At 38.5% G+C, this 26177-nt stretch carries 24 protein-coding genes; 10 read left to right on the top strand and 14 right to left on the bottom strand.

Annotated features, from left to right (window positions below; genetic code table 11):
• Nucleotides 1–18: 18 nt before the first annotated feature.
• From Q360_RS0117015 to Q360_RS0116975, 9 genes are all read right to left on the bottom strand, one after another.
• Nucleotides 19–768 (bottom strand): cyclase family protein, encoded by a 750-nt coding sequence (locus Q360_RS0117015; RefSeq protein WP_027078145.1) that lies wholly within the window; start codon nucleotides 766–768, stop codon nucleotides 19–21.
• 21 nt (nucleotides 769–789) lie between these two features.
• A complete protein-coding gene (gene hemW / locus Q360_RS0117010) occupies nucleotides 790–1923 on the bottom strand; it encodes a radical SAM family heme chaperone HemW (protein WP_027078144.1) in 1134 nt (377 codons plus the stop codon).
• Between the two features lie 105 nt (nucleotides 1924–2028).
• A complete protein-coding gene (locus Q360_RS23775) occupies nucleotides 2029–2328 on the bottom strand; it encodes a four helix bundle protein (RefSeq protein ID WP_084273494.1) in 300 nt (99 codons plus the stop codon).
• 123 nt (nucleotides 2329–2451) lie between these two features.
• Entirely contained in the window at nucleotides 2452–3021 is a 570-nt protein-coding gene (ruvC, locus tag Q360_RS0117000; RefSeq protein ID WP_027078143.1) for a crossover junction endodeoxyribonuclease RuvC, read from the bottom strand.
• Nucleotides 3022–3026: 5 nt separating this feature from the next.
• Nucleotides 3027–3503, bottom strand: a complete 477-nt coding sequence (locus Q360_RS0116995) for a hypothetical protein (RefSeq protein ID WP_027078142.1) — start codon at nucleotides 3501–3503, stop codon at nucleotides 3027–3029.
• A 31-nt stretch (nucleotides 3504–3534) separates the two neighbouring features.
• Nucleotides 3535–4683: a tetratricopeptide repeat protein gene (locus tag Q360_RS0116990; RefSeq protein WP_027078141.1), complete on the bottom strand. Its 1149-nt coding sequence runs from the start codon at nucleotides 4681–4683 to the stop codon at nucleotides 3535–3537.
• A 4-nt stretch (nucleotides 4684–4687) separates the two neighbouring features.
• On the bottom strand, nucleotides 4688–6919 hold the full coding sequence (locus Q360_RS26790) for a M56 family metallopeptidase (protein ID WP_051554790.1): 2232 nt from the start codon (nucleotides 6917–6919) through the stop codon (nucleotides 4688–4690).
• On the bottom strand, nucleotides 6916–7281 hold the full coding sequence (locus Q360_RS0116980) for a BlaI/MecI/CopY family transcriptional regulator (RefSeq protein ID WP_027078140.1): 366 nt from the start codon (nucleotides 7279–7281) through the stop codon (nucleotides 6916–6918). Before Q360_RS0116980 ends, Q360_RS26790 begins: the two co-directional genes overlap by 4 nt.
• A 62-nt stretch (nucleotides 7282–7343) precedes the next feature.
• Nucleotides 7344–8582, bottom strand: coding sequence for a hypothetical protein (locus tag Q360_RS0116975; RefSeq protein WP_027078139.1), 1239 nt, complete (start codon nucleotides 8580–8582; stop codon nucleotides 7344–7346).
• 169 nt (nucleotides 8583–8751) lie between these two features.
• Between Q360_RS0116975 and Q360_RS0116970 the strand changes: the two genes are divergently transcribed.
• Nucleotides 8752–9267 carry a DUF456 domain-containing protein gene (locus tag Q360_RS0116970; RefSeq protein ID WP_027078138.1) on the top strand — a complete coding sequence of 172 codons (516 nt, stop codon included), beginning with the start codon at nucleotides 8752–8754 and terminating at the stop codon, nucleotides 9265–9267.
• On the opposite strand, the gene Q360_RS0116965 is transcribed toward Q360_RS0116970, so the two are convergent.
• A complete protein-coding gene (locus Q360_RS0116965; RefSeq protein ID WP_027078137.1) occupies nucleotides 9264–9818 on the bottom strand; it encodes a nitroreductase family protein in 555 nt (184 codons plus the stop codon). The genes Q360_RS0116970 and Q360_RS0116965 overlap by 4 nt on opposite strands.
• Nucleotides 9819–9824: 6 nt before the next feature.
• A complete protein-coding gene (locus tag Q360_RS0116960; RefSeq protein WP_036196261.1) occupies nucleotides 9825–10730 on the bottom strand; it encodes a LysR family transcriptional regulator in 906 nt (301 codons plus the stop codon).
• 79 nt (nucleotides 10731–10809) lie between these two features.
• Here Q360_RS0116960 and hutH point away from each other — a divergent pair, with 79 nt between their 5' ends.
• The 3 genes from hutH to Q360_RS0116945 all read left to right on the top strand — a co-directional run bounded on the left by hutH (nucleotide 10810) and on the right by Q360_RS0116945 (nucleotide 15844).
• Nucleotides 10810–12390 carry a histidine ammonia-lyase gene (gene hutH / locus Q360_RS0116955; RefSeq protein ID WP_027078135.1) on the top strand — a complete coding sequence of 527 codons (1581 nt, stop codon included), beginning with the start codon at nucleotides 10810–10812 and terminating at the stop codon, nucleotides 12388–12390.
• A 143-nt stretch (nucleotides 12391–12533) separates the two neighbouring features.
• Nucleotides 12534–13781 carry an imidazolonepropionase gene (gene hutI, locus Q360_RS0116950; RefSeq protein WP_027078134.1) on the top strand — a complete coding sequence of 416 codons (1248 nt, stop codon included), beginning with the start codon at nucleotides 12534–12536 and terminating at the stop codon, nucleotides 13779–13781.
• Nucleotides 13782–13840: 59 nt separating this feature from the next.
• Entirely contained in the window at nucleotides 13841–15844 is a 2004-nt protein-coding gene (locus Q360_RS0116945; RefSeq protein WP_027078133.1) for a urocanate hydratase, read from the top strand.
• Between the two features lie 92 nt (nucleotides 15845–15936).
• Here Q360_RS0116945 and Q360_RS0116940 read toward each other — a convergent pair whose 3' ends face one another.
• Entirely contained in the window at nucleotides 15937–17067 is a 1131-nt protein-coding gene (locus tag Q360_RS0116940; RefSeq protein ID WP_316931542.1) for a carbohydrate-binding family 9-like protein, read from the bottom strand.
• 373 nt (nucleotides 17068–17440) lie between these two features.
• On the opposite strand from Q360_RS0116940, the gene Q360_RS0116935 reads away from it, so the two are divergent.
• Genes Q360_RS0116935 through Q360_RS0116920 form a run of 4 tightly spaced genes read left to right on the top strand, consistent with a single transcriptional unit; the run spans nucleotide 17441 to nucleotide 21412 of the window.
• The gene (locus Q360_RS0116935) at nucleotides 17441–18532 is read left to right on the top strand and encodes a sensor histidine kinase (RefSeq protein ID WP_027078131.1); all 1092 of its coding nucleotides are present in this window, start codon (nucleotides 17441–17443) and stop codon (nucleotides 18530–18532) included.
• Nucleotides 18529–19245, top strand: a complete 717-nt coding sequence (locus Q360_RS0116930; RefSeq protein ID WP_027078130.1) for a LytR/AlgR family response regulator transcription factor — start codon at nucleotides 18529–18531, stop codon at nucleotides 19243–19245. Before Q360_RS0116935 ends, Q360_RS0116930 begins: the two co-directional genes overlap by 4 nt.
• Complete coding sequence (locus tag Q360_RS0116925; RefSeq protein WP_027078129.1) at nucleotides 19242–20702, top strand: sulfatase family protein; 1461 nt, start codon at nucleotides 19242–19244, stop codon at nucleotides 20700–20702. The genes Q360_RS0116930 and Q360_RS0116925 overlap by 4 nt, the downstream gene beginning before the upstream one ends.
• Entirely contained in the window at nucleotides 20699–21412 is a 714-nt protein-coding gene (locus Q360_RS0116920) for a tRNA1(Val) (adenine(37)-N6)-methyltransferase (RefSeq protein ID WP_027078128.1), read from the top strand. The genes Q360_RS0116925 and Q360_RS0116920 overlap by 4 nt, the downstream gene beginning before the upstream one ends.
• A gap of 2 nt (nucleotides 21413–21414) precedes the next feature.
• Here the strand turns inward: Q360_RS0116920 and Q360_RS0116915 are convergent, their stop codons facing one another.
• Both Q360_RS0116915 and Q360_RS0116910 read right to left on the bottom strand, forming a co-directional pair.
• On the bottom strand, nucleotides 21415–22293 hold the full coding sequence (locus tag Q360_RS0116915; protein WP_027078127.1) for a dimethylarginine dimethylaminohydrolase family protein: 879 nt from the start codon (nucleotides 22291–22293) through the stop codon (nucleotides 21415–21417).
• A gap of 8 nt (nucleotides 22294–22301) precedes the next feature.
• The gene (locus Q360_RS0116910; RefSeq protein ID WP_027078126.1) at nucleotides 22302–23612 is read right to left on the bottom strand and encodes an amino acid permease; all 1311 of its coding nucleotides are present in this window, start codon (nucleotides 23610–23612) and stop codon (nucleotides 22302–22304) included.
• Between the two features lie 76 nt (nucleotides 23613–23688).
• Between Q360_RS0116910 and Q360_RS0116905 the strand changes: the two genes are divergently transcribed.
• Together Q360_RS0116905 and Q360_RS0116900 are read left to right on the top strand one after the other, a co-directional pair.
• On the top strand, nucleotides 23689–24777 hold the full coding sequence (locus Q360_RS0116905) for an aromatic ring-hydroxylating oxygenase subunit alpha (protein ID WP_027078125.1): 1089 nt from the start codon (nucleotides 23689–23691) through the stop codon (nucleotides 24775–24777).
• Nucleotides 24778–24873: 96 nt separating this feature from the next.
• Nucleotides 24874–26052 (top strand): acyl-CoA dehydrogenase family protein, encoded by a 1179-nt coding sequence (locus Q360_RS0116900; protein ID WP_027078124.1) that lies wholly within the window; start codon nucleotides 24874–24876, stop codon nucleotides 26050–26052.
• Nucleotides 26053–26177: the final 125 nt, after the last annotated feature.

Genomic DNA, 26177 nt, shown 5'->3' with positions numbered 1-26177 from the left:
TACTAAGAAAGTAAAGTATTACGCTGTTATTTTATACAAGACCGGCCTGCTAGGGCTTGCATCATTCTCAAAAGGTGCCACTTGCAGGTTTAAAAAATAGCTGCCGTCCAAAATTACATTGTGTACATAAATGAATTCGGTTATGGTCGCCTCTTTACGAACAGCACCGCTTACATTCCAAAACGCCTTGTGTGCCAAAAGTGCTCCATTATCCTTTTCCTTATCTACCGATGGTAAATCTATCAACAAATGCTGCACCCCTATTTCCACCAAAAATTCCACAGCACCCTCCAACAGATAAGGCGGATTGGTATGCGCATATTGTCTCGACATCTTAGATGTAGTATTAGGCAGCGTGCGAATCACAAGGGCTTCCATGTTTCTATCGCCAATAGCATTTTGTAACTGTTTTTTAGTAATTACAAAATCGTCTTCTATTTTTCCGGGTGCAATTGTAACTAACTCCGCTAGAAAAAAGAACTGCTTTAAGCTTTGATTGATAGAGTTAAACTCCCGAGTGATATGGCCCACACACTCCGTATGTGTGCCATGTGCATGTGGATTAAACCAAATATCATTAAAGTTGGTAGTTGCTCCCTTTTCTATACTACCTACAAAATCACCTTGGGTATGGGGCACTATCCGTGGATGCTCTACATACCAAGCATTTACATTTGTAGCATCACCACGAAGCGGCATGGAAATATCCAGCGGTTTTGATAAGTTTATTTGGTATTCCTTTTTGTTGTGCAGGATAATGGTTCTCATAGCTGTCTGTCTCTTTTAAATTTACTTCATTTTCAACATAAACAAATCCGCGGCAATACCATCTACCAAGAACCTACCTTTGTTGGTCCCTAAAAGCACATTACCATCCAAATACAACAGATGCTCTCCTATAAATTTATCGGCCTGAAGCATTAAATATTCCTTGTATTTTTCGCCAAATTCCGACTGTACCGTATCGAGCGAAATACCCCAAACGGTGCGTAGTCCGGTCATAACATATTCGTTATACTTATCGGTCGTTGAAAGCACTTCGATTTCCATGGGTAGGATACCCGTATTTATTGACTTTATATACTTTGGATTATTATTGATATTCCACCCACGTCTATGTCCATCAAAAGAATGCGCAGACGGACCAATACCAATATAGTTCTTCTGTTGCCAATAGGCAGAATTGTTCTTGGAGAAATAGCCCGGCTTCCCAAAACTGGAAATCTCATAACAGGAATATCCAGCAGCTGTGAGTGTTTCGTTTAAGAGATTGAAATGTGCTTGCGCCACTTCGTCTTCCGCTGGTTTAATCAGGCCTTTTTTAACGAAATCAAACAAGGCTGTTTTAGGTTCTACGGTAAGAACGTAGCTAGAAATATGAGGGATGTTAAAAGACAAGGCTTTTTGAATATTAGCCTTCCAACGGTCTTGACTCATATTGGGCATACCATAAATGAGGTCGATAGATATATTATCAAAATGGCGCGTCGCCAAAGACAAGGATTCCATAGCCTGTTCGGAGGAATGTGAACGATTCATTAGCTTTAGATCTTCCTCAAAGAACGATTGTATACCAATACTCAATCTGTTGACAGGACTTTCCGAAAGCTCCAAAATCTTCTCAGCAGTAAGGTCATCCGGATTGGCTTCTAAGGTTATTTCAGGTTCACTTATCACCTTATAATTAGCAAAGACTCCGCTAATAAGCTGCTCTAATTCCTGAGTATTCAATACGGATGGCGTTCCCCCTCCAAAATAAATTGTCTCCACCAAGGTATTTTTAAATTCATCCTTGCGAAGCGCTAATTCTTTACATAAAGACGCTACCATAGCCTCTTTCTTTCCCATAACTGTTGAGAAATGAAAGTCACAATAATGACAAGCTTGTTTGCAAAAAGGGATATGGATGTAGATGCCGGACATGGTAATAGTAGTTAGTAAAAAGTAATAAGTAAATGAATTTTATTTTGAACCAAATTTTTCTGGATTATTAATCATAAAATGAATCAGTTTGGCTATTTGAATGGTCTATTTAAATAATATTTCAAATTTATGATCATCAATATATTTACATTCTTTAGCAAATTCTAACCATGATTGAGTTTCCAAATTTTCACCGTCACTATCCGTTAATTTTGAAATGAAATGTTTTGGATAACGACGCTTTGCATAAGATTCAGCTATGTTAACCGAAACACTTCTAGAGGACCTTCTAATTTGATCTGTTAGTGAATACTTTTCTTCTCTTGGAAATTTTTTCGTTTCCTCAAATATTTCCATAGCGACTTCAAAGGATTTCTTGTATGCCAAAAGGTCTTGAAATTTCATAGCATTAGTATTTTTTTACTTCCAACTTAATACTTTTAACTTTTACACAACTTCCTGCTTATTACTTCTTACTATTCACTCATTACTTTTCACTTCCTACTTTTTACTATTTACTAAAGAATCTTACTTCTTACCCTTCACCTTCCCCACTCTAGACTCATTCTGCTTCACAAAAGCATCCCATCCAGAGTAACTTTTACCCACCTCAATACGGCCTTCGTTATAAAAGTGGCAAACGGCAGCAGCCAATCCGTCCGTGCTGTCTAGGTTTTTCGGTAGGGTTTTTAATCCCAATAGGCTTTGTAGCATTTTCGCTACCTGTTCCTTACTGGCATTTCCGTTTCCGGTAATCGCCATTTTAATCTTTTTAGGTAGGTATTCTGTAATGGGAATTTCACGAGAAAGGCCCGCTGCCATGGCAACACCTTGGGCGCGACCCAATTTGAGCATAGACTGTACGTTCTTTCCAAAAAAAGGCGCCTCAATGGCAATTTCATCCGGGTGATAGGTATCTATGAGTTCAATGGTCCGTTCAAAAATGAGTTTTAGCTTGGTATAGGGGTCGCTGTATTTTTGAAGTAAGAGCTCGTTCATTTGCATGAACTCCATTTTTTTACCCACCACTTTAATAAGGCCAAAACCCATGATGGTCGTTCCAGGATCGATGCCTAGTATAATTTTTTCGTTTGCCAAATTTTCTACTTGGTGTTTAGTTGGATAGGGATTCGAAACTTAGTACTGACCGGAATACCTCTTTTAAGCGCTGGTGCAATTTCTGGAACCGTTTTTAGACTTTGTGTTACAATACCGTCAAATTCTGGCATTTGATTTAAAATAAATCGGTCTTTTTCTATATCCAAAATAGCGATGTCTCCATCCGAATCTATAACAAAGATAACGGCTACAATAGGGTTTTCATCAGAATCTACGATAAATTCAAATTGGTTTAGCGTGGTTTCAAAATGGGCTATCAGTTTCCCTTCAAAGCAGTGCCGCTGTACTTCTTTTGAAGCGGTCTCGTCACAGTCCAAAAAAAGAGGATAGGTATCTATGGAATTCCAATCGATTTCGTTGAGTTGGGAATCAATCAATTCTTGCGTTCTTTTTTCCTTGGACTCAAAGAAATTACAAGAACACAGACTTGAGTAAAGCAAAACGATAAGAAAACGCCGCATCGTAAAAATTATACGGGAAAATTACAAATTTTTAGTCAGTTGACTCCTTGGCGTAATGTATTTCCTCGTTGAGTTCGGAAATTCGTTTTTTTGCCATCATAGAAAAATAAGGCACCTTCGTACCGAAACGCGCGATATAGGACTCAAAATATTTCAATTTTAAGTCGGGGTCTTTGTAATAACGATCTATCAAAGTGCATAATCTAAAAAAAAGCATACCATCGTTAGGGTCTTCCTTTACCGCCAATTGTAAATAGTCCAAAGCCAGCTTTAGATCGTCTTTTTCCCTGGCCAAAACAGACAAGGCCATAAAGCCTTTGGCGAGAACCGGCCTTTGAATATCCATGCCCTTACGTATAAAAAGGGCTGCACTATCCATCTGTTTATTCTTACGATAGGTTTCTGCTAGTGCGTAATAATAATCCGAATTAGAGTCATTGAACTTCAACAACTCCGTGTAGGTTTCCTTGGCGCTTTCAAATTCCCATTCCTTGTAATAACTGTGAGCCAATTTTTCATACACGTACTCCTTCTGTTCTCCCAATGCCAGCACTTTTTCTAACCAAGGAATAGCTTTTTCAAATCGGCCATCGTTATAATAAATCAAGGCTTTAAGGTTAATCAAGGAAACGTCCTTTTCATAAAACCGCAATCCAGTGTCTACATAGCGTAATGCAGTATCACGCTCTTGCTTTATGGTAAAGTATTTTCCTAATTGAAAAAGGCTTCTCAGGTGCGTACTGTCTATTTCAATAGCGTTCTTATAGGCTACCAAACTACTTGCAGGTTGCTCCAATTCGCGATAAACCTCCCCCAAATAATAGTGATATTCGGGATTCTGATTATTGATGGCTACTAGTTTTGAAAACAACTTTCTAGCTACATCGTAATCCTTGACCTTAAGCAACAGTTTCCCTAGCTCAAAACTAGCAATCTGCAACGCGGGACTCTCCTTTACAATAGTTTCGTATTGCAGCAGTGCCTTTTCGTAATTCCCAATAGCCCTGTAAGCTCGTGCTATCTGCAAACCTGCTGAAGTAGTTCCCAAACTAGCATACGCATTTATGGCCTTGGCATAGCTGCCGGTAGCGTAAAGGCTGTCTGCAATACCTATTCTTGGCTTCTGTGCGTTTAAATTAGATGCCAGGAAAACGAGGAAAACTAAGCGTATTCTTTGCAAAATATTATGGTAGTTTAAAGGTTATAGGAATAGAATACGGCACATCCACTTCCTTTCCCTTATGTTTTCCAGGTTTCATATTTGGCAGAAGGTCAACGATACGTTTGGCTTCATTTTCTAATAGCGCATCCGGACCTCTCATTCTCAGGTTTTGAACAACACCATCCTTGCCAATTGTGAAAATTATATTGACTCGCCCTTGAATTCCTTTTTCCTGAGCTTCTAGAGGATATCTAAAATTCTTACTGATATGTTTTTGCATCATTTTATTGAAGCAAACTCTTTTGTCCTCAACATCTTCACAACCTGGAAAAATAGGGATTTCATCAATTACGGAAAAAGGTACTTGAGTTGCATTGTTATAATTAACTTCTTCACTTTCATTTGAAGGTTCCGAAATTAATCTAAAACTAATAGGAATAGAAAAAGCTACTGCAACAGTTTTTCCTTTATGCGACCCTGCAATCATTTTAGGAAGTTTACCAATAATCCTACTTGCTTCGTTCGTTAGCAAAGAATCTGGGCCTCGCATTTTTAGATTAGTTATCAAACCCGTTTCATCTATGGTAAACATGGTATTGACACGGCCTTGAATTCCTTTTTCCTGAGCTTCCTGCGGATAATTAAAATTCTTACGAATGTGTTCTCTCATACTTTCAAAGAAACACCCTCGTTTATCTGCGTCATCGGCACAACCCGGAAACACCGGTACATTATCGACTTCGGAAAAGGAAATCACGATAGAATCATTGTTAACCGGATTTTCAACTGCCTCACTTTCCTCTAAATCCAAATCGAATACCTCAAAAGAATAGGCCGCATCGGTTACTACGAGACCCTTAAATTTGGATGTTTTAGTTTCAAATATTTCAGAAATCATAGTATTAAAAGCACGTACTTCATTACCCGAAAGATCTTTTACATCCTTAACCTCAAAGACGAACAACTCACTAGAAAAATTATCATTTACATCTAAAAGTTTTATGCTGGTACCGCCATTTTGAAACCTATTTTCAATGGAATACTGTAAATTCTTATCCAATACTTGAAAAGCCATTGTATGCTGAACATAGCTTTGATACCTACCCGTTGATGGCGTTCTTTTTTTTATCGTTTTAATTCGGTTAAAAAACGGAGCTTTGGCAGCTAATAAACTATCCATAACCATGGCAATTCGCCTCTCATGTAAAATTTCTCGCTCAAAGTAAGTTTCTTTGTTTAAAAGTTTGCCTTCTAAATAGTCCTTATGCTTTCGGCGCCAATCTAAAAAGACTTTATGAAAGCTCCCCATTTTAACGATTTCATTCTCAATTTCTGTGTTAATTTTAGCGATTAACACTTTGTCCTCTGGGGTTTGGTGCTGCAAGTCAACATTACGCTCTTGAGTTTCGGAAGATGTATAGGCTAACATCCCAAAAACTAAGGGGACTAATAACAAATACTTCAACTTAAAAATTCTCTTAGACTTTGATTTTTGTAACATGACGATTCGTTTTTTGATTAATGATTTTTTAAAAAAGTGATTGACGAAGGAAATATTCTGAGTCTGGAACACTTGGGACAGTAATAGATTGTAGTGTGCGGTGCGTTCCGTTTTGGGCAAATGAGCATCGGCAATAAACTCGTGTAGTTCCGACACTCTATTTTGATAGACATAGACCAAGGGATCGAACCAGCCTACAATGCGCATCAGTTCAAAAAATACCAAATCTAAAGAATGTCTTTGCTTTATATGCACGAGCTCGTGTTGGATGATACTTTTGTGTTCCCTCAACAGGACTTTATCCCCCAAAAATATCGACTTAAAAAAAGAAAAAGCCAACTCGCTGTTGTTTACCACAACTCTGGTAAAATTAGGAAAATGGGCTATAGTCCCCTGCGCTCGCAGTTGCTGTAACCGGTATAATTTATATCCAAAATAAAATGCAGCTAGCAACATACCTCCGTATAACACTCCTTCTTGCCAAGAGATTTGAAAAACAGAACTCGCTGTTCCTGTAGCTATAACTGCGGGGCTGTTGCCATTCCAAAGAAATTCTGAATACGGGAAATACTGTTCCGGAACAGTCGTTTTTAATGCTTCTATTTTTATCCATGGCAATACCAATGACACAATATATGTGGCTATCAAATAGAACCTGTTCCATTGAAAAAAGGTTTCCCGTTTTAGAAAGAAGTCATAAATGACCAGAAAGGCTAGTTGAAAGGCGATGCATTCTAGGATGTATTGTATCATGGCTTTTCTTGTTTTTCGATTTCTTTTAAGATGGATTCCAGCTCCGAAAGACTCATGTCATTCTTTTTCATAAAGAAGGAAACCATACTTTTAAAAGAGCCTTGAAAGTAGCCATCTACCAATTTATTAATGCTCTGGTTACTATAGTCTGACTTTTGAATCAGGGGAAAATATAAATACCCCCTACCTTCTTGTTGATGGCTCACAAATCCCTTGTCCTCCAAAATTCGCACAATGGTAGATACCGTATTGTAGGCTGGTTTGGGTTCTGGAAGCTGGTCGATTACTGCGGCAACATTACATTTTTCCAGCTGCCACAATACGTGCATTACTTCTTCTTCCGCCTTTGTTAACTGTTTCATGAATTACTATGTTTAGTTTCTATTCTCGCGAAGGCGGGAATTTTTTTATTATAATTTGATTGTTAATCAACCTTTAGTTCAAACTTTCTGGCATCTCCCTTTTTATTAGTAACGACGATAACATATCTTCCCGACTTCAATCCTAAGACTACTTCTTGACCTGCCCCATTCACCTCAACCATATCTAGCGGAACTGCCTGTTGTATATCTTCGCCATCTTTAAAAGCCATCACCAAGACAGGGAAAGTCAAATGCATATCTTTTATGGCAACCATCACTTTTTTATTTCCATTTTGAAACAACCAATTTGGCCTGCCTGCTAGATACTTTGTATTGGGATGAAACACAGCAATATCGGCCCAACTTTGATCACGTTTATATTTGTACGGACTCTTATTTTCATCAATTAATACGCTTGGCTCCCTTACTTTTAAGGCCTTTAAAAACCGATGATTATATGCTGGGTTGCTTTTTTCTGAAAATTGGACTTGGTTTATGGTAAATGGATCTAATCCTGTGTACTCCGCTAGTCTGCCCGCCATAGTCTTTCCCCAAGAATTGTAACTATATTCACCTTCCAGCACATGTGCAAAACCGCAATGTATTAAAGTTTTCCCCTCAACTACTGAATCCAAAACCTTTGTGATGTTTTTTGCCTGCTCTATTTCTCTTTCTTTTCCATTCTTGCTTGGACCGGATTCGTATGGAAAAATATAATACCCTAGCTCCAAAGCTGTTCGAACCAAATTACCGAATTGTGGGTCTTTAATATAAAATCCAGTATCTTGAATGGGGTACTTTCTACTGTTTAGTCCATCATCTAAATACGCGCCATTACCTAAAGCTTCCAATCCTAGATTTCTAAATCCAGTATCGTACAATTCTTGCAAGAGGGATTTTGTAAAACTGCGGTGCATGGCGTTATGGTGCGCTTCGTTGATGATAACAATTTGATGCTTTTTCGACTTCTCTACTATATAATTTGATGCATTAACCTTTTCATAACTGTTATTGATGGAATCTATTTGGAAATCAGTATACGTACTAACCTTTGGTGTCATAGCTGAATCCCAAGCTATTAATGCTTCTTTATAGCTTCCACTAGTTGCATAATCAGTGGCCGCCATCTGATACTTAAATCCTGTAAAATGTTCATTTTTGGTAGTGTCCGACGCTATTTTTTCTTCTATTTCCGCATTGAACAAATAATCTGTTTTAAATTCTATCGTTACTACGACTGGCTTCTCCTCTTGGCAAGAGACTAAAATAAAAAAACCGAAAAACATATAAAACCATTTCATTTAACTACTTTTTCCGTTCATTATTCAAACAAATATAACTAAACATTTAGTTTAAACTAATTTATTAGTTGATTATTAATTTGAGTAGCTACGAATGACTACTAAAAACCTTTACCTGCCACAGCTGTAACAAAATAGAATTATAGTAGTCCAATAGAAAAAATCTTACATGGATATAGCCTTATTGCTTATTGGTTTCCTTTTTATGCTTGTTGGTATTTTGGGTAGTTTTTTACCCCTATTACCAGGGCCGCCCATCAGCTGGGTTGGACTATTCCTTCTTTATCTTACTAAAGCTGTTCCAGATAATTGGTGGGTTTTGGGCATCACCTTGGCCATAGCACTTATTATTCTTGCACTCGACTATATTATTCCCGCTATGGGTACAAAGAAATTTGGTGGAACGAAAGCGGGGATGATAGGGACAACAATTGGGTTATTGGTTGCCCTTTTTTTTCCGATTTTAGGACCTTTAGGTATCGTTATTTGGCCGTTTGTGGGAGCGCTCGTAGGAGAATTATTGAACAAGGCTGATAAAAAAACAGCCACAAAGGCTGCTTTTGGATCTTTCCTAGGTTTTTTGACCGGTACATTTTTAAAGTTTATGGTCGCTATTGTATATCTAGGTCTTTTTATAACCAAAGCTTGGGCATACAAGGCGGCGCTTTTTCCCTATTTTGACTAATCTAGCCAAACGGTCTTATCCCCTATTGGTTTTCTGACCTGCTCGGCGAGTTCGCCCTCATAGTATCCCATGTAAAAAAAACCTAAACATTTTTCGCCTTCGTTCATAGGAAGAAATTCGTTCATATAGGTTACAAGTGAAGGTGAACTCCAATAACATCCTATTCCCATTTCGGCACAACATAGCCACATATTCTGAACGGCCATGGCTGTGGCTGCAATTTCTTCCCATTCAGGAACTGATTCCATAGGGTCTCGTTGCATACAAATAGCTATAATAGCACCCGCTTTTTTGGGGTTTTCAATGAGCTTTTTAGCTTTAAATTGTTTTGGTTTTGGCGTAACATCTATATAGGTATTGGATAAAAACTGGCCAAGTTGCGCTTGTTTATCCCCTTGCATCACTTTAAAGCGCCAAGGTTCGGTCATTCTATGGTTGGGCGCCCAATTGGCAGCTTCCAAGATTTTTTCGATATCAGCTTTTGCTATTGGTTTATCTATGTACTGTGCCGGAAAAACCGAACGGCGGTGCTTTATTAAATCAAAAATCATTCTATATTATTTTCTTTTTCTTGAAGATCCACTTAAAAGTAAATCCATGCAATTTTTTAACACAGGATTAGCATTTTCCTTCTTCCAAATAACAGATAACATAGCCCGCTGCTTGATATTTTTCAAATCAATGAACTTTACCCGCATTTGAAAACCTGCCTGCAATGCAGTAGGAACAATAGCGATACCAAGGTTGTTCTCAACCAACTTAAAAATGGTGTGTGCATGAACCGATTTATGTGACACTTTTGGTTTAAAACCAGCATCTGCACAAATGCTCATTATGGTATCATAATAGTAAGGACTATACTCCTGACTAAATAATATAAAATCATCGGCTGCAAAGCGCTCCATTCCCCTGTACTCTCTGGTCAACATTGGATAGCTCTCTGGCAAAACTAAAGAAAAGGTATCCTCAAAAACGGTTTGCATATGTAAATCTGAAGGGACCCTATCCAACCGCACAAAGCCAATATCCAATTCATTATTTAAAACAGCAGCTACTTGCTCTAAATTAGAACGCTCTTCTAAAGATGTTTTTATTTTTGGGTACTTTTCCTTAACTGAAACCAGTAATTCTGGAATTACATTTTGCATAGCCGAACCCAAAAACCCGATGCGCAACTCACCTGTGTCACCATCTCCAATGAGTGCTAACTCTCTTTTTGTCTCTTTTAACTGTTTAAAAATATCGGCTGCCCTATGCTTTAAATAATGCCCTGCAGGTGTTAGTTCTACTTTTTTGTTATTTCGCAAAAATAGCTTCGCTTGCAACAATTCTTCCATCTGTTTTATTTGCCTACTTAATCCTGGTTGAGATATAAAAAGCTTTTCTGCAGCTTTTCTAAAGTGCAACTCTTCCGCAACAGCTAAAAAATAGGTAAGGTGTCTTAATTCTATTTGAGTACTCATAGTTATCGATAATGAATCAAAATGGTATTGGTACTTATCAAACTTAAGTATTAAATTTAAAAAACTAAAACAATTTCAGATGGAACCTGTGTCAAAATCGTTTAAATTGGGTGAGGAGTGGCTTACTGCCAGTACTGCCCTACATATTGCAAAGGGTCATATTACAGTTGAACTATCAAAAGCCACTCGCAAAAAAGTAATTCACAGTTGGCAAATTGTGCAAGGTATTGTAGACAAGGGAAACCCCGTTTACGGAATCAATACAGGATTTGGTCCACTTTGCACCACCAAAATCTCCAAATCGGAAACTAATATTCTACAAACAAACATTTTAAAGAGTCACAGCGTAGGTGTGGGTAAACCAATATCAAAAACTATTGCTAAATTAATGCTCATACTAAAGGCACAGTCCTTAGCAAAAGGCTATTCCGGAATAGCGGAAACCACCTTGAACCGTATTCTTTGGCATATAGAAAACGACGCTATTCCTGTAGTTCCTTCTCAGGGTTCGGTTGGTGCGTCGGGAGATTTAGCTCCGCTATCGCATTTATTTCTTCCTTTAATCGGATTAGGAAAGGTGGTATATAAAAACGAAACAATGACCACGTCCAAACTTTTTGAACGTACAGGACTTTCTCCGCTCTCCCTGGGACCAAAAGAGGGTTTAGCGTTAATCAACGGAACGCAGTTCATTGCAGCGCATGCGGTAAAAGTGGTAGAAAAATTACACTCCGTATTATCCCAAGCTGATATCATTGGTGCCATGATGATTGAAGGCTTACAAGGTTCCGTCAAACCTTTTTACAATGAGCTACATGCCTTAAGACCATTTAAGGGAAATATTCATGTGGCCAAGCGTGTAAAACGTTTATTGAAAGGTTCCGAAATAATGGAGGATCATATTGACTGTGAGCGCGTACAAGACCCCTACTCTATACGATGTATTCCTCAAGTTCATGGAGCATCGCGTACCGCCTGGCTTCATCTAAAAGAATTGTTGGAAGTAGAATTGAACTCCGTTACGGACAATCCTGTAATCATAAATGAAGAACTAACCATTAGTGGCGGAAACTTTCACGGACAACCTCTAGCAATGGCTTTAGATTACGCCTGCTTAGCAGCATCGGAAATAGGTAATATTTCTGATAGACGTATTTACTTAGCCTTAGAAGGTAATAGTCCAGGAGTACCTAAATTATTAATGAAAGACACCGGTATTAACTCTGGCTATATGATTCTGCAGTACACCACGGCAGCCTTGGCGAGTGAGAACAAAGGGCTCTGTTTTCCGTCAAGTGCAGATAGCATCCCTACATCGCTTGGCCAAGAAGACCATGTAAGCATGGGCTCAATTAGTGGACGCAAAGCCTTACAGGTTATTGGCAACGTGGAAAAAATACTAGCTATTGAATTATTGACCGCAGCACAGGCCTTTGAATTTAGAAAACCCATGAAATCAGGTATATTTTTAGATGAAATTCACAAGGAAATAAGAAAAAAAGTAGCTTTTGCAGATAAGGATAGAGTTTTTGCCGATGATATTAAAAAAGGAATTAAAATAATTAAAAGTAAGACCATTATCAAGCTAATCGAACACATCAGTAAAAAAGAAGGGATATCTTTAAAAAGTAAGTTCTCCGAGGAATTTGAAGTATATTAAATAAAAAAAGGAAAATATGTTAGCTAATACAGGAACAAAAACTATTGAAAATTAGAATATCAGTCTGGGTGCAGTAGTAACCCTTCGATGCTAAGAAGCTCGCTCCAAGTCTGAGCACAGTCTAACAGAAAAAAGTAAAAAAAATGCCAGAATTAAAACTTATAGGTCCTTTTAAACAACTTATACCTATGACCGGTCTTCCATTAAAAGGAGCCCTTGCAGATGAGCAGTTGGTAGTTTTACAAGATGCCGGAATAATTATAGAAGGGGAACGCCTTAAAGAAATCGGAAATTTCCAAGAACTAAAAGCAAAGTTCAACGCCATCCAAATTCATGAACTACAGGGAGATCATACGTGCCTCCCTGGTTTTGTAGATGCCCACACCCATATTTGTTTTGGAGGCACAAGAGCCAATGATTATGCCATGCGGAATTCTGGAAACACCTACCTAGAAATTGCGAAAGCAGGCGGCGGCATTTGGGATACGGTTACCCAGACCAGAAAAGTAACTAAAACGGAGCTTGTAAAAGGAACTATAAAACGAGCTAACCGACACCTAAAAAATGGAGTCACTACCCTAGAAGTAAAAAGCGGCTACGGACTATCTGTAGCGGAAGAACTGAAAATGTTATACGCTATAAAGGAGGCCGATGAAGCGATTCCAGCAGACCTCATCACTACCTGCCTTGCAGCGCATATGCTTCCTAAGGATTATAGAGGAAGTGCTGAAAATTATTTAGAAGAAATAAGTAGTAAACTATTTCCAAAATTGAAATCGGAAAAACTTACGAATCGTATCGATGCTTTTGTAGAGGAAAGTGCCTTTTCGACCCTACAGATTGCTCCTTATTTTAAAAAAGCAAAAGAAATGGGATTTGATATCACGGTTCATGCAGATCAATTCTCTACAGGAGGAAGTACCGTTGCTGTAGCTTTTAGTGCGGTAAGTGCCGACCATTTAGAAGTAAGCACCGATAAAGAAATAGAATTATTAGCTAACAGCACTGTAATAGCTATAGCCTTACCGGGAGCATCCATAGGTTTGGGTTGCGCTTTCACGCCTGCTAGAAAATTACTTGATGCTGGCGGTTCATTAGCCATTGCAAGCGACCATAATCCAGGGTCCGCCCCAATGGGCGATTTACTAACGCAGGCTGCAATCCTAGGTGCTTTTGAAAAGCTTTCAAACGCGGAAGTCCTGGCAGGAATTACGGTTAGGGCAGCGGCGGCACTAAAATTAGAAGATCGGGGGAAATTGGAAGAAGGCAAACTGGCCGACTTTAGCCTTTTCCACACCGGTAATTATCAGGAAATACTGTACAACCAAGGTAATTTAAAACCATGTGTGGTTTTTAAACGAGGCGTTAAGGTGTTTGATAAGCATAAGTAAACGGAAAGCTTGAATTTAAAAGACTGCCAAAGATATGTATGGCGTAAAAAGAAAATAAAATGAATTTCAAAGAACAAATACTACAAGGCATACCATCGGAACTACCACCAAGAAAAGAGCGTTCAAAAGAGGTGAGTCACACTCCAAAACGAAAGGATATCTTATCTCTGGAAGAAAAAAAGCTGGCCATACGCAATGCCTTACGTTATATTCCCAAAGGGTGGCATGCAGAACTTTCTAAGGAATTTGCTGAAGAACTAAAAATATTTGGCAGGATTTACATGTACCGGTTTATGCCGGAATACGCGATGTATGCGCGCCCAATACATAACTATCCTGCAAAGACACTTCAAGCGGCTGCATTAATGCTAATGATTCAGAACAATTTAGACCCTGCCGTGGCACAACATCCGCAGGAACTCATTACCTATGGCGGTAACGGTGCCGTGTTCCAAAATTGGGCGCAATACCGCTTAACCCTACAGTATTTGGCTACGATGACCGAGGAACAGACGCTTCATATTTATTCGGGTCACCCTATGGGACTTTTCCCTTCCTCCAAGGAGGCCCCTAGGGTGGTGGTTACCAACGGAATGATGATTCCCAACTACTCAAAACCAAATGATTGGGAAAAATACAATGCGCTTGGCGTCACGCAATACGGACAAATGACGGCCGGATCCTATATGTATATTGGCCCACAAGGTATTGTTCATGGCACAGCTATTACGGTAATGAACGCCTTTAGAAAAGTGTTAAAGAACGATGAAACTCCTGCTGGAAAACTATTTTTGACCGCCGGACTCGGAGGTATGAGCGGTGCGCAGCCAAAAGCAGGAAACATAGCTGGATGCATCACTATCTGCGCAGAGGTCAATGCTGTGGCTGCCACCAAAAGACATGAGCAAGGTTGGGTAGATGAACTTATTTCAGATATGGATATGCTAGTAAACCGTACTAAAGTAGCCATCAAAAAAGAAGAAATAGTATCCTTAGCCTACGTAGGTAACATTGTAGAGGTCTGGGAGCGTTTTGATACAGAAAATATCTTTATCCATTTAGGCTCCGATCAAACTTCGCTGCACAATCCATGGGCCGGCGGCTATTATCCTGTGGGGTTACCCTTTGAGGAATCTAACAAATTAATGAGCGAAGATACTGATGCATTTAAAAGTAAGGTGCAGGAATCCTTGTGCAGACAAATGGATGCTATCAATAATCACACACAAAAAGGGACTTACTTTTTTGACTATGGGAATGCCTTTCTATTGGAAGCTTCTCGCGCTGGAGCAGATGTTATGGCAAAAAATAATATCGATTTCAAATACCCTAGTTATGTTCAAGATATTCTTGGACCTATGTGCTTCGATTATGGTTTTGGCCCTTTCCGCTGGGTATGCGCCTCTGGAAATCCCGAAGACCTCAGCAAAACAGATAGTATCGCATTAACGGTTATGCGACGCATAGAACAGACTGCACCATCTGAAATTAAGCAACAGATGCAAGACAATATCAAATGGATAGCGGAAGCCGAGCAAAATAAATTAGTGGTTGGATCACAAGCACGGATTCTCTATGCCGATGCCGAAGGACGCGCCAAAATTGCCGAAGCATTTAATCAGGCTATCGCTTCTGGAGCACTTTCTGCACCCATAATTCTTGGAAGGGACCATCATGATGTTAGCGGCACGGATTCTCCCTTTAGAGAAACCAGTAATATCTATGACGGTAGTAAATTTACGGCCGACATGGCCATACATAATGTCATCGGAGACAGCTTTAGGGGAGCCACCTGGGTGTCCATTCATAATGGCGGCGGCGTTGGTTGGGGCGAGGTCATCAATGGTGGCTTTGGGATGCTACTTGATGGCTCGGAAGAAGCTAGTAGAAAACTAAAAAGCATGCTCTTTTATGATGTAAACAACGGCGTATCACGAAGAAGTTGGGCCCGGAACAAAGAAGCTATTTTTGCTATAGAACGTGAAATGGAACGCACTCCAGAACTTAAAGTTACCTTACCTAATATTGTAAAAGATGAGCTCTTAAACGATTTATTCAATTAAAAAAACAACCTAAATCTACAAGTTTAGGAAGTTTATTTAGCACAAAGCAAATGTCAAGTTTGAATTGTGATAAATGAGCATCTTAATCTTTATTAGTCCTCTTTATCAATACGCTCAAATTTTCCGTCATTATGTATGATCAATTTATCACCGGTAAAAGGACTTGTGGTCCAAATAGTAAAACCAAAACTATTAATTTCTAACATAGGCGAAATCGGTTTTCCTAAAATCGATTTCGGTATTGTCGTAAATTGATTTCCTATGGGTTTCCAAACAACCTTTTGACCCTCCTCCTTTCTGTAATTCCGGTAAAGTTCGTATAAATACCATTTAATGTGTTCATCTTTAGGGATATCGAAACTAGTATCGACCCCAACGGCATCGGAAGAAAAATAGACATAGCCCCAATGTTCGGGTTCGTGCATATTTATAACGCCTTGCGGAGACCATACCCAATTATATTCAGGAAGGTAGTTACCGTTGACATCTTTCTTTCTGGAATACCTTTGGTCAGTCAGTTCGTAATCCCAGTTGACCCTAGAAAAATTTAATCGCCAGTATTTATTTTTTGGCACTACGGCCTTTCCAACCGGGCCTTTGGTAAAAGACCATGGAATAGCAATTTCTATACTCCAGCCCTCATCTATGTCCTTAGGGTCATTGAGTGTACCATTGATTTGAACGGCAGACTGTAACCCTTTAATATCCCAATTATTGAGAACATGGGAGCGGTTACGATACGGTTTGGATAAATATAGGTCCCATATCGTATTCAGGGCGTTGATTTCCAATTCATAATAATCATGTGTATCCCCATCTGGGTCAATGAAAATCTCAAAATCGTTGTTGTAAAAAATCACAGTATCCTTTTGTTTTAATGTTGCCCAGACTTGTGGTTCTTTTAGTTCTGCAAAAAAGTAAAGGTTATCCTCGTCCCAAATCATTTTAACCCTTGTCTGGTGCGTTGCTGCTTTCTCACCTTCGATATCCTTGAACAATTGGGACCATTGGGTTTTTTGCCAAGCTAACTCCGTCATTTTACCGTCCACCGTTATTGTTTCCGTCGTGTTGCACGCAACATAAGTTCTTGGCATATTTTGCGCCACTATCGAAATACATCCTAGGTACAAGGTAAAAAGGACAAGTGCCACGGTTTTTTTATATCTAATTGAAGGGTCGTGCATACGCATTGCTTTAAGCATCGTCATTAGTATTTTCATCATATCGACATTGTCTTACTTGCTTTAAGGTCTTTTTTAAAATTAATTCGAAACGTATACTGAACAATTAAAACATTTTTAATATCTGATTTAGAAATAGATAGAATGTAACAAAACCGATTAGTGTAAAATTTGTAAAATGATGATTTTTTTCAAACCTACAAATTCCCAAAATCACCTCTTTCCTATTCGGATGATTTTTATTCTATTGTTTTTAAGTATTTTAGTCACTTTTTATACTAAATACGAGCAAACTACCGAATTAAATTTTTTACAATAGAAATTTTGCTGTTTTTTGTTGGGTTAGGAATAAATTTAGACCAACAACAAGGTAACGTTGTTAAACATACAAATTGGCGAGGGTAATTATTGAGGTATGCAGATAAATAAAAGTGTAGGAGAATTTTTAGGAAAAACAGGGTCTTCCTCGAATTATGGAATAAAATACTGGCATCATATTGTTTTTTGGGGACTATATTTTCTTTTCAACACCCTGCGATGGAGCAGTATTCATGACGATTTTATTTATTCGTTAAAGACAAATTTAATCGGCTTTCCTATACATATGATTTTAGCCTATTTTAATGTCTATTACCTTATGCCAAAACTGGTATACACCCAAAAATATTTTTTATATACTTTGGGTATCGTTTCAGCAATTTTTGTAATGCTATTAATTAAGTATAATCTCACGTATAATCTGGTAAGTACCGATGTTTGGCCAGAAGGTCCCGTGGAAACTAACACCCTCACCTTTGGTTATGCAGTGCAGACCATGATTGGGGAGGTATATGTCATCTCTTTTTTTACTGCTATTAAATTGACTATTGATTGGCTAAAGGAAAGTAGTAAATTACATGATTTAGAACGAAGACAACTACAAACAGAATTACGGTTTTTAAGGTCACAAGTTTCCCCACATTTTTTCTTTAATACCTTAAACAATATTTATTCCTTAACCTTGGAAAAGTCAGATAAGGCCCCGGAAGTTATCTTAAAACTATCCGACCTTATGCGATATCTTTTATATGCTACCAAAAAAAGGAAACAAGATCTTACTAGCGAAATAGAATGTATTCAAAACTATATCGATCTAGAACGTATCCGCTTTGATGATTCTTTGAAAGTTAACATGCATATTTCTGGCGAGCTCAACAACTGTAAAATTGCTCCCATGTTGCTGATACCTTTGGTTGAAAATTGTTTTAAGCATGGCGCTAGTAAAAATATTGGAAAAATGCACATTGCCATAGATTTAAAGGTAACTAATGGTTTTATGACCTTTAACATTGCGAACACCATCCCCAATGCAAATACGTCTAGAGACTTACCAACAAGGGCAGGTGGCATCGGCTTGTCTAATGTAAAAAAACGATTAGAACTAGGTTATGACCAAAGCGATTATGATCTTACCATTTTTGAGGAGAACAATATGTTTAATGTAATACTTAAACTTAAAGTGATATGATATTAAAAGTTATAGCTGTAGATGACGAACCTTTAGCAATCAACATATTAAAAAATTATATTTTGAAGGTTAAGCAACTACAACTAGTAGAAACCTTTTCAAATGCAATGGACGCCTCCTCTTTTTTAAGGGATAACGATGTGGACATTATTTTTTTGGACATTAACATGCCCATGTTGGATGGACTGGAACTTCTGGGAACACTGCATAAAAAACCTTTTGTTATCATGACGACCGCCCATGAGGAACATGCATTAAAGAGCTTTGAATTAGAGGCAATAGACTATTTGGTAAAACCTATTTCATTACCAAGGTTCTTAAAATCTGTTGACCGGGTCATTGGTCTAAAGCAAGGTGCTCTCAAAGCCTCGGACAACGATAGAAAGGAGAAGCCTAGTATTTTCGTGAAGGTGGATAAAAAGAAACTCCAAAAGATATTCCTCGATGAGATCATGGTGGTGGAGAGTCTCAAGGACTACATCCGAATCATAACCCCAACTTCCAAGTATATTATCCATAGTACACTAAGTAGCTTTACGGATGATTTGCCCTCGAACCGTTTTTTAAGAATACATCGATCTTATACTATTGCTATAGATAAGGTAAGTGTGGTAGAAGGTAACAGTGTTGAAGTTGGTGGCCTAAGATATACCATCGGCAGAAGTTACCTGAACGATGCAAAAAGTAGAATCCTTCCAAATTTTAATATATGATGAGCAGATTATTAAGCGCTATTACCCAGGTTCCCTTTTTTCTTTCTATTGGTGTTTTATGTTTGTTTCTTAGGTGCAAAGAAGCACCAAAAGAAACTGAAGGTATAAGTAAACCTCCTAATGTGGTGCTTATATTTACAGACGACCAAGGGTATAATGATGTTGGGGTTTATGGAGCAGACGACATTGCAACGCCACACCTAGATCAAATGGCAAAGGAAGGAACCATACTTACAAGCTACTACTCAGCTCAAGCGGTATGTTCGGCCTCTCGAGCAGGTATACTTACAGGGTGCTATCCAAATAGAATAGGCATCCATAATGCCCTTGGGCCTGGAAATACCCATGGTATAAATGCTTCCGAGACTACATTGGCAGAAATGCTAAAGACACAAGGGTACGCCACTGCAATATTCGGAAAATGGCATTTGGGGCATCAAAAAGAGTTCTTACCCACCCGTCATGGTTTTGATGAGTGGTTTGGTATTCCGTATTCTAATGATATGTGGCCCTACCATCCCCAGCAAGGTCCAGTTTTTAACTTTCCCGACCTTCCGTTATATGAAAACGAAACTGTTATAGATACCTTGGAAGAACAATCTCAGTTAACTACTCAGATTACAGAAAGAAGTGTCGACTTTATTAATAGAAACAAGGATAATCCTTTCTTTCTATATGTTCCCCATCCACAGCCTCATGTTCCTTTGTTTGTATCAGACAAGTTCAAAGGAAAATCCAATAGAGGCTTATATGGCGATGTAATTATGGAAATAGATTGGTCTGTAGGCCAAATTCTAACTGCTTTGAAAGCCAACGGACTAGAAGAAAATACTATCGTAATTTTCACCTCAGATAATGGACCTTGGCTCTCGTATGGCAACCACGCCGGAAGCGCCTACCCGTTGCGTGAAGGAAAAGGAACCGCTTGGGAAGGTGGGCAACGTGAACCCTTTATTATTAAATACCCAAAATTAATTCCTTCGGGTAAGGTGATTGCAGAACCTGTCATGGCCATAGATATCCTACCCACTATTGCAGAGGAGACAGGAGCAAGCTTACCTAAAAATATCATCGATGGTAAGAGTGTTCTAAAATTATTAACGGGAGAGACCGACACAGGTCCTCAGGAAGCCTATTTCTTTTACTACAGGGTAAATGAACTATTTGGGGTACGCTATGGGAAATGGAAGCTATACTTTCCACACCGATATAGAACTATGGACGGAATGGAATTGGGCAAAGATGGCTTACCAGGAGACTACCGTATGATAGATATGGAAGAAATTGAACTTTACGATGTGCAAAACGATGTAAGCGAGACGAACAATGTAGCATCAAAGCATCCAGAAATAGTAGCTAAAATAAAACTGTTGGCGAACGATATGCGTTCCCGTTTAGGAGATTCCCTCCTAGAACTAGAGGGTACAGAAACTAGGGAAGCGGGGCAAATGGAATGAGCAAACCTTTCAAGTTTAAGGAATTTAGCATTCAACAAGACAAATGTGCCATGAAAATTGGTACGGATGGTGTTTTATTAGGTGCTTGGACTTCAGTGGAAGCTAAACCGAATACCATTTTGGATATAGGTGCCGGTACGGGACTAATTGCACTTATGCTCGCACAACGATGCGACGCAGAAAATATTGAAGCGATAGAAATTGATGAGGCTGCCTACGAGCAGTGTGTGGATAATTTTGAAGCCTCGCCATGGGCAGACCGGCTTTTTTGTTTTCATGCTGGCTTAGACGAACTGGTAGATGAAATAGATGAGCCCTATGACTTGATTGTTTCCAATCCACCGTTTTACAGCGAGGACGTTTCTAGTGGAGATGTCTCAAGAGATTTAGCTAGGCAAAACACTGCTTTACCTTTTAAGGAATTACTCCAAGGCGTAGCACAATTATTAGCCCCTAGTGGTTCTTTTGCAGTTATTATTCCATACAAGGAAGAGCTTCAATTTATAGATTTAGCATCACAATTAGGGCTTTACCCGCAACATATAACCAGGGTAAAAGGCACCCCTTCCTCCGGAATCAAAAGAAGTTTGCTTCAGTTTTCGTTTAACAAAAAAGAAGTTTTAAAAGATGAATTGACCATTGAAGTTCAAAGACATCAATACACCGAAGCTTACAGTGCACTAACGAAAGAGTTTTATTTGAAAATGTAGTTTTATTTTAATCTTTTTATTGGTCTTGTTAAACAAGTAGGACCACCACCACCTTTAACACTAATTTCTTTTCCGCTGTAAACAAGAACTTCACAGCCTACTTTTTCAAGTGCTTGCCTTGTTTTTGGATTGCCTGCTACCATAACACATTTTCGTGGTGCAATTGCTAAGACATTACAACCCATGCTATCAAACTCCTCTTCAGGAACCTCAACCAATTTATAATCCATTTCTAATAATAGATTTCTAAATCTAATAGGCATTAATGGAGAATAGACCACCGCCAAATCTTTATCAACAGGGCTAAAAATTGACATTAAATGAAATACGTCTTCAACACCTTTATAATGTGGTAAGTCTACCGTTATCACGCTAACACCTTGAGGGTTGAGTAGCGTTCTCAATTGCTCTATTCCATCAAGATTGGTTCTATAGGTGAGTCCAACAGCTAAGGTATTTTGGTTTAACCAGGCTACATCGCCACCTTCTAATGTGCCAGGATCTTGAATGGTTCCTAAAATAGGAATTCCATTGTCTAGAAAAGATTTTCGTTGTGCTTCTGGCTCCAACGCTCTTTCTTGCTTGCCCATGGTACAGATAATAATTCCTTCATTGGTTGCGATAGATGCATCTCGGCAATAAATTGCGTCTAAGGATAAATTAGTATCCATAGGAGAATAGATTATTTCAACACCTTTACCCTTTAAGATGTTTTCAAAAATCTCATATTCAGTATTTGATTTTAATAGTTTGGGTTTGCCTAAATAGTTTAGGGTCTCCCATTCGGCTTCTAATTTATCCTCATTTATGAAAGCATCAGAAGCGGTTTTTATAAAAACGGAACATAAGGGAAGGTATTCAGAATGACTCGTATACTTCATAATGTATTTTACTTTTTTAATCGATTTCTAAATTTCATCCAAACATAAAAAGGAATACCCGCAAGCAGTAACAAAAATCCGTAATAAACTGCTTTTTCGCCAGCACCGTATATTGCCCATAAAGAATAGCTAAAGGCAAGGCTAGAAAGCGTCACTTCTGGTAACCATTTAAGGTTTGGGGATTTGCGCTCAACTAAAATTAAAATATAAGCTGCGGCAGTGAATAAATATGGAATTAAACAGCAAAGCGTAGTGAGTAGAATTATAAATTTAAACTGCGCTACCAAACCCTCAGAATAGTTCATTACCATGACCAGTGAGGTTAAGATGCTCCCTATAATAATTCCCAAAACAGGAACTTCATTCTTATTTTCTCTTCTGAATACTCTAGGAAATAAATCATCTTTTGCGGTTGCCATTGCTATTTGACCTTGTATCAATATCCAACCATTTAAAGCGCCAAAAGCAGCAATTGCTGCCCCAAAAGCAGCTAGATTTCGACCCCATTCTCCTGCTATTATATGCATCGCATCAGCAAAAGGAGCAGGCGATGTTGATAAAATATCCGATGGTATCATTCCCATAATGACAACCGTGCTTAACACATAAACTAAAGTGGTGATTATGGTTCCTAACATGGTCGCCTTCGGTACTGTTTTCTCCGGGTTTTCGATGTTTCCGGCAGGTATCGTTGCACTTTCCACGCCTAGATAGGCATATAGCGTTAAGGTTGCTGTTATGGCAATAGCTGCCATATCAGTTTCTCCACTCGAATTAAATGGAATAAAATTGTCAATATTGAAAAAAAAGATGCCACTAATAATAACGAGTATCAAAGGAATCAATTTTAATACGGTGGTTACTACTTGTACCTTACCAGATGCGCGTATGCCCCTAGCGTTAATCCATGTTAAAAACCATATAGTTACTAGTCCTAATAAAACGGCATAAAGGGTGTTTGTCTCCAGAACCGGAAAAAAAACACTCAGCGCACTAACAAAAGCAATAGTAATAGCAGCATTGGCAACCCAGGTAGATATCCAATATCCCCAAGCGACCAAGAAGCCAGCAAAATCCCCTATTCCCTCTTTTGCATAGACATAAGGGCCGCCATTTTTATTTTTAACAAGGGTACTTAATTTTCCAAACACCGAAGCCAATAATAACGCCCCTACTGAAGAAAAAAGCCATCCATAGATACTAATGCCTCCATAGGAAGCTAAGGCTGCTGGCATTAAAAAGATACCGGCTCCAATCATATTCCCTACAACTAACGAAGTGCAGGTCCATAAACCTATTTTTTTAGTTTCATTACTCATTTAACTGTGAAGTTCTTTTAGGTGATAATTGGTTACTTTTGAAAAGAACCTTGCCTAATTTACAAATTAATTAGTTATGGATTATAGCTTTCATATAGATGCTGACATTTCCAAAGCAGAAACACTGCCGTCCTCTTTTTATAGAAACCCTGAGGTTTTTGAAGCGCTGAAACAATCCATATTTTATAAATCTTGGCAATGGGTTGGCAGTACACAAGAAATAAAAGATACTTCGAATTCACATCCTTTTATTTTGTTAGATGGTTTCTTAACTGAACCCATGCTGTTAACTAAAGATACTGATGAGGTTATATATTGCTTGACTAACGTTTGTACACATCGAGGCAATCTTTTAATTAATACACCTAGGAAAACAAAAAAAATAGTCTGTGGATACCATGGTAGACGTTTCGCACTTAATGGGAAATTTGAACATATGCCAGAGTTTAAAGAAACCCAAGATTTTCCAAGACTTTGCGACAGTTTACATCAATTTCCATTACGAAAATGGGGACCCTTTTTATTTGCAGGTCTAAACCCAAGTTTTGATTTTCAAGACGTTATAGATAGTATGAATGAACGTGTGGGGTTTTTACCATTAGATGAATTTAAACTTGATAAGAGCAGAAACAAGGAATATATGGTCAATGCACATTGGGCTCTTTATTGTGATAATTATCTTGAAGGTTTTCATATTCCTTTTGTGCATGAAGGTTTAGATGCTGCTCTTGATTATGGCAGTTATGATACTATTTTGTACGATCATTGTACTCTTCAAATTGGTTACGCGAAGGAGTCTGAAGCGGTTTTTGAGTTACCGGCAGGCCATCCAGATTTTGAGAAACAAGTAGCAGCTTACTATTACTGGGTTTTCCCCAATATGATGTTCAATTTTTACCCTTGGGGGGTATCCATTAATCTGGTCCAACCATTACATATGAAGAAAACTAAAGTGTCATTTATGAGTTATGTCTATAAGGAGAACAAACTAGATAAGGGAGCTGGTTCTGGGTTAGACAAGGTGGAGTTAGAAGATGAAGAAGTCGTTGAAGGTGTGCAGAAAGGTGTACAATCCCATTTTTATAAAGCAGGAAGGTTTTCACCTACTCGGGAAAAAGGAGTACACCATTTTCATAAGCTATTGGCGCAATTTTTAAACGCTTAAACCGTTATTTCAACACAGACACTACATGTTTAATACAACAATTAGTCTTTCTAATGTTATATTTTTTCTATTTATCTTTGATGAAAATTGTAAAGTATGAAACCTGATTTATTTGAAGCCCCAGATTATTATAATATAGATGATTTACTTTCCGATGAACATAAATTGGTCCGTGATGCCGCACGCCAATGGGTAAAGCGAGATGTCTCTCCGATTATTGAGGAATATGCCCAAAAGGCTGAGTTTCCAAAGCAGATTATAGGTGGCCTTGCGGATATTGGTGCTTTTGGTCCTTATATACCAGAAGAATATGGTGGCGCTGGTCTAGATCAGATAAGTTATGGACTTATAATGCAAGAAATAGAGCGTGGTGATAGCGGAGTACGATCTACAGCTTCTGTACAGTCTTCATTAGTAATGTACCCTATATACGCTTATGGCACAGAAGAACAGCGAAAAAAATACCTACCCAAGCTAGCGAGTGGCGAATGGATGGGCTGTTTTGGACTTACGGAACCTAATCATGGCTCAAACCCAAGTGGTATGGAGACAAAATTCAAGGATATGGGTGACCACTATCTCTTGAACGGTGCAAAACTTTGGATATCTAATTCCCCATTTGCTGATATTGCAGTTGTTTGGGCAAAAAATGAAGAAGGAAGAATCCATGGTTTAATAGTTGAGCGGGGTATGGAAGGTTTTTCTACGCCAGAAACACATAACAAATGGTCACTTCGCGCATCGGCTACAGGAGAACTAATCTTCGATAATGTAAAAGTCCCTAAAGAAAACTTATTGCCTAACAAAACAGGCCTGGGTGCTCCATTAGGATGTCTGGATTCTGCACGTTATGGTATTGCTTGGGGTGCTATAGGTGCTGCCATGGACTGTTACGATACGGCGTTACGATATGCTAAGGAACGCGTACAGTTTGGTAAGCCTATTGCAGCTTTTCAGTTACAACAAAAGAAGCTTGCAGAGATGATTACAGAAATTACCAAAGCACAGTTATTGGCATTAAGACTAGGGCAATTAAAGAATGAAGGCAAAGCTACTACTGCTCAAATTTCCATGGCTAAACGTAACAATGTAGATATGGCCATTAAAATTGCACGTGAAGCGCGGCAAATATTGGGCGGCATGGGAATTACAGGCGAGTATAGTATTATGCGACATATGATGAACTTAGAAAGTGTGATAACGTATGAGGGAACACATGATATTCATCTGTTAATTACGGGTGCTGATATTACAGGATATCCAGCGTTCAAATAACATAACCTATTGTTTAGGTTAACGTAACACCAACTCCATGTGAACGACTTATTTTTATAATGTTCTTATGGAACAGATGTTCATATTTTAAGTTAGTTAGTACAAGCCGATGGAAGCATCGGCTT

The organism is Maribacter antarcticus DSM 21422 (genome assembly GCF_000621125.1).
Lineage (GTDB): Bacteria > Bacteroidota > Bacteroidia > Flavobacteriales > Flavobacteriaceae > Maribacter > Maribacter antarcticus.
Note: the sequence above shows the minus strand (reverse complement) of the source record. Positions and strands in the feature narration are given on the sequence as shown.

Coding starts and splice junctions, on each gene's coding strand:
- Q360_RS0116900 (WP_027078124.1), top strand. CDS start 24,874: ATGAAACCTGATTTATTTGAAGCCCCAGATTATTATAATATAGATGAT.
- Q360_RS0116910 (WP_027078126.1), bottom strand. CDS start 23,612: ATGAGTAATGAAACTAAAAAAATAGGTTTATGGACCTGCACTTCGTTA.
- Q360_RS0116945 (WP_027078133.1), top strand. CDS start 13,841: ATGAATTTCAAAGAACAAATACTACAAGGCATACCATCGGAACTACCA.
- hutH (WP_027078135.1), top strand. CDS start 10,810: ATGGAACCTGTGTCAAAATCGTTTAAATTGGGTGAGGAGTGGCTTACT.
- hemW (WP_027078144.1), bottom strand. CDS start 1,923: ATGTCCGGCATCTACATCCATATCCCTTTTTGCAAACAAGCTTGTCAT.
- Q360_RS0116940 (WP_316931542.1), bottom strand. CDS start 17,067: ATGATGAAAATACTAATGACGATGCTTAAAGCAATGCGTATGCACGAC.
- Q360_RS0116960 (WP_036196261.1), bottom strand. CDS start 10,730: ATGAGTACTCAAATAGAATTAAGACACCTTACCTATTTTTTAGCTGTT.
- Q360_RS0116970 (WP_027078138.1), top strand. CDS start 8,752: ATGGATATAGCCTTATTGCTTATTGGTTTCCTTTTTATGCTTGTTGGT.
- hutI (WP_027078134.1), top strand. CDS start 12,534: ATGCCAGAATTAAAACTTATAGGTCCTTTTAAACAACTTATACCTATG.
- Q360_RS23775 (WP_084273494.1), bottom strand. CDS start 2,328: ATGAAATTTCAAGACCTTTTGGCATACAAGAAATCCTTTGAAGTCGCT.
- Q360_RS0116920 (WP_027078128.1), top strand. CDS start 20,699: ATGAGCAAACCTTTCAAGTTTAAGGAATTTAGCATTCAACAAGACAAA.
- Q360_RS0116975 (WP_027078139.1), bottom strand. CDS start 8,582: ATGAAATGGTTTTATATGTTTTTCGGTTTTTTTATTTTAGTCTCTTGC.
- Q360_RS26790 (WP_051554790.1), bottom strand. CDS start 6,919: ATGATACAATACATCCTAGAATGCATCGCCTTTCAACTAGCCTTTCTG.
- Q360_RS0116930 (WP_027078130.1), top strand. CDS start 18,529: ATGATATTAAAAGTTATAGCTGTAGATGACGAACCTTTAGCAATCAAC.
- Q360_RS0116980 (WP_027078140.1), bottom strand. CDS start 7,281: ATGAAACAGTTAACAAAGGCGGAAGAAGAAGTAATGCACGTATTGTGG.
- Q360_RS0117015 (WP_027078145.1), bottom strand. CDS start 768: ATGAGAACCATTATCCTGCACAACAAAAAGGAATACCAAATAAACTTA.
- Q360_RS0116925 (WP_027078129.1), top strand. CDS start 19,242: ATGATGAGCAGATTATTAAGCGCTATTACCCAGGTTCCCTTTTTTCTT.
- Q360_RS0116995 (WP_027078142.1), bottom strand. CDS start 3,503: ATGCGGCGTTTTCTTATCGTTTTGCTTTACTCAAGTCTGTGTTCTTGT.
- Q360_RS0116915 (WP_027078127.1), bottom strand. CDS start 22,293: ATGAAGTATACGAGTCATTCTGAATACCTTCCCTTATGTTCCGTTTTT.
- Q360_RS0116935 (WP_027078131.1), top strand. CDS start 17,441: ATGCAGATAAATAAAAGTGTAGGAGAATTTTTAGGAAAAACAGGGTCT.
- Q360_RS0116905 (WP_027078125.1), top strand. CDS start 23,689: ATGGATTATAGCTTTCATATAGATGCTGACATTTCCAAAGCAGAAACA.
- Q360_RS0116965 (WP_027078137.1), bottom strand. CDS start 9,818: ATGATTTTTGATTTAATAAAGCACCGCCGTTCGGTTTTTCCGGCACAG.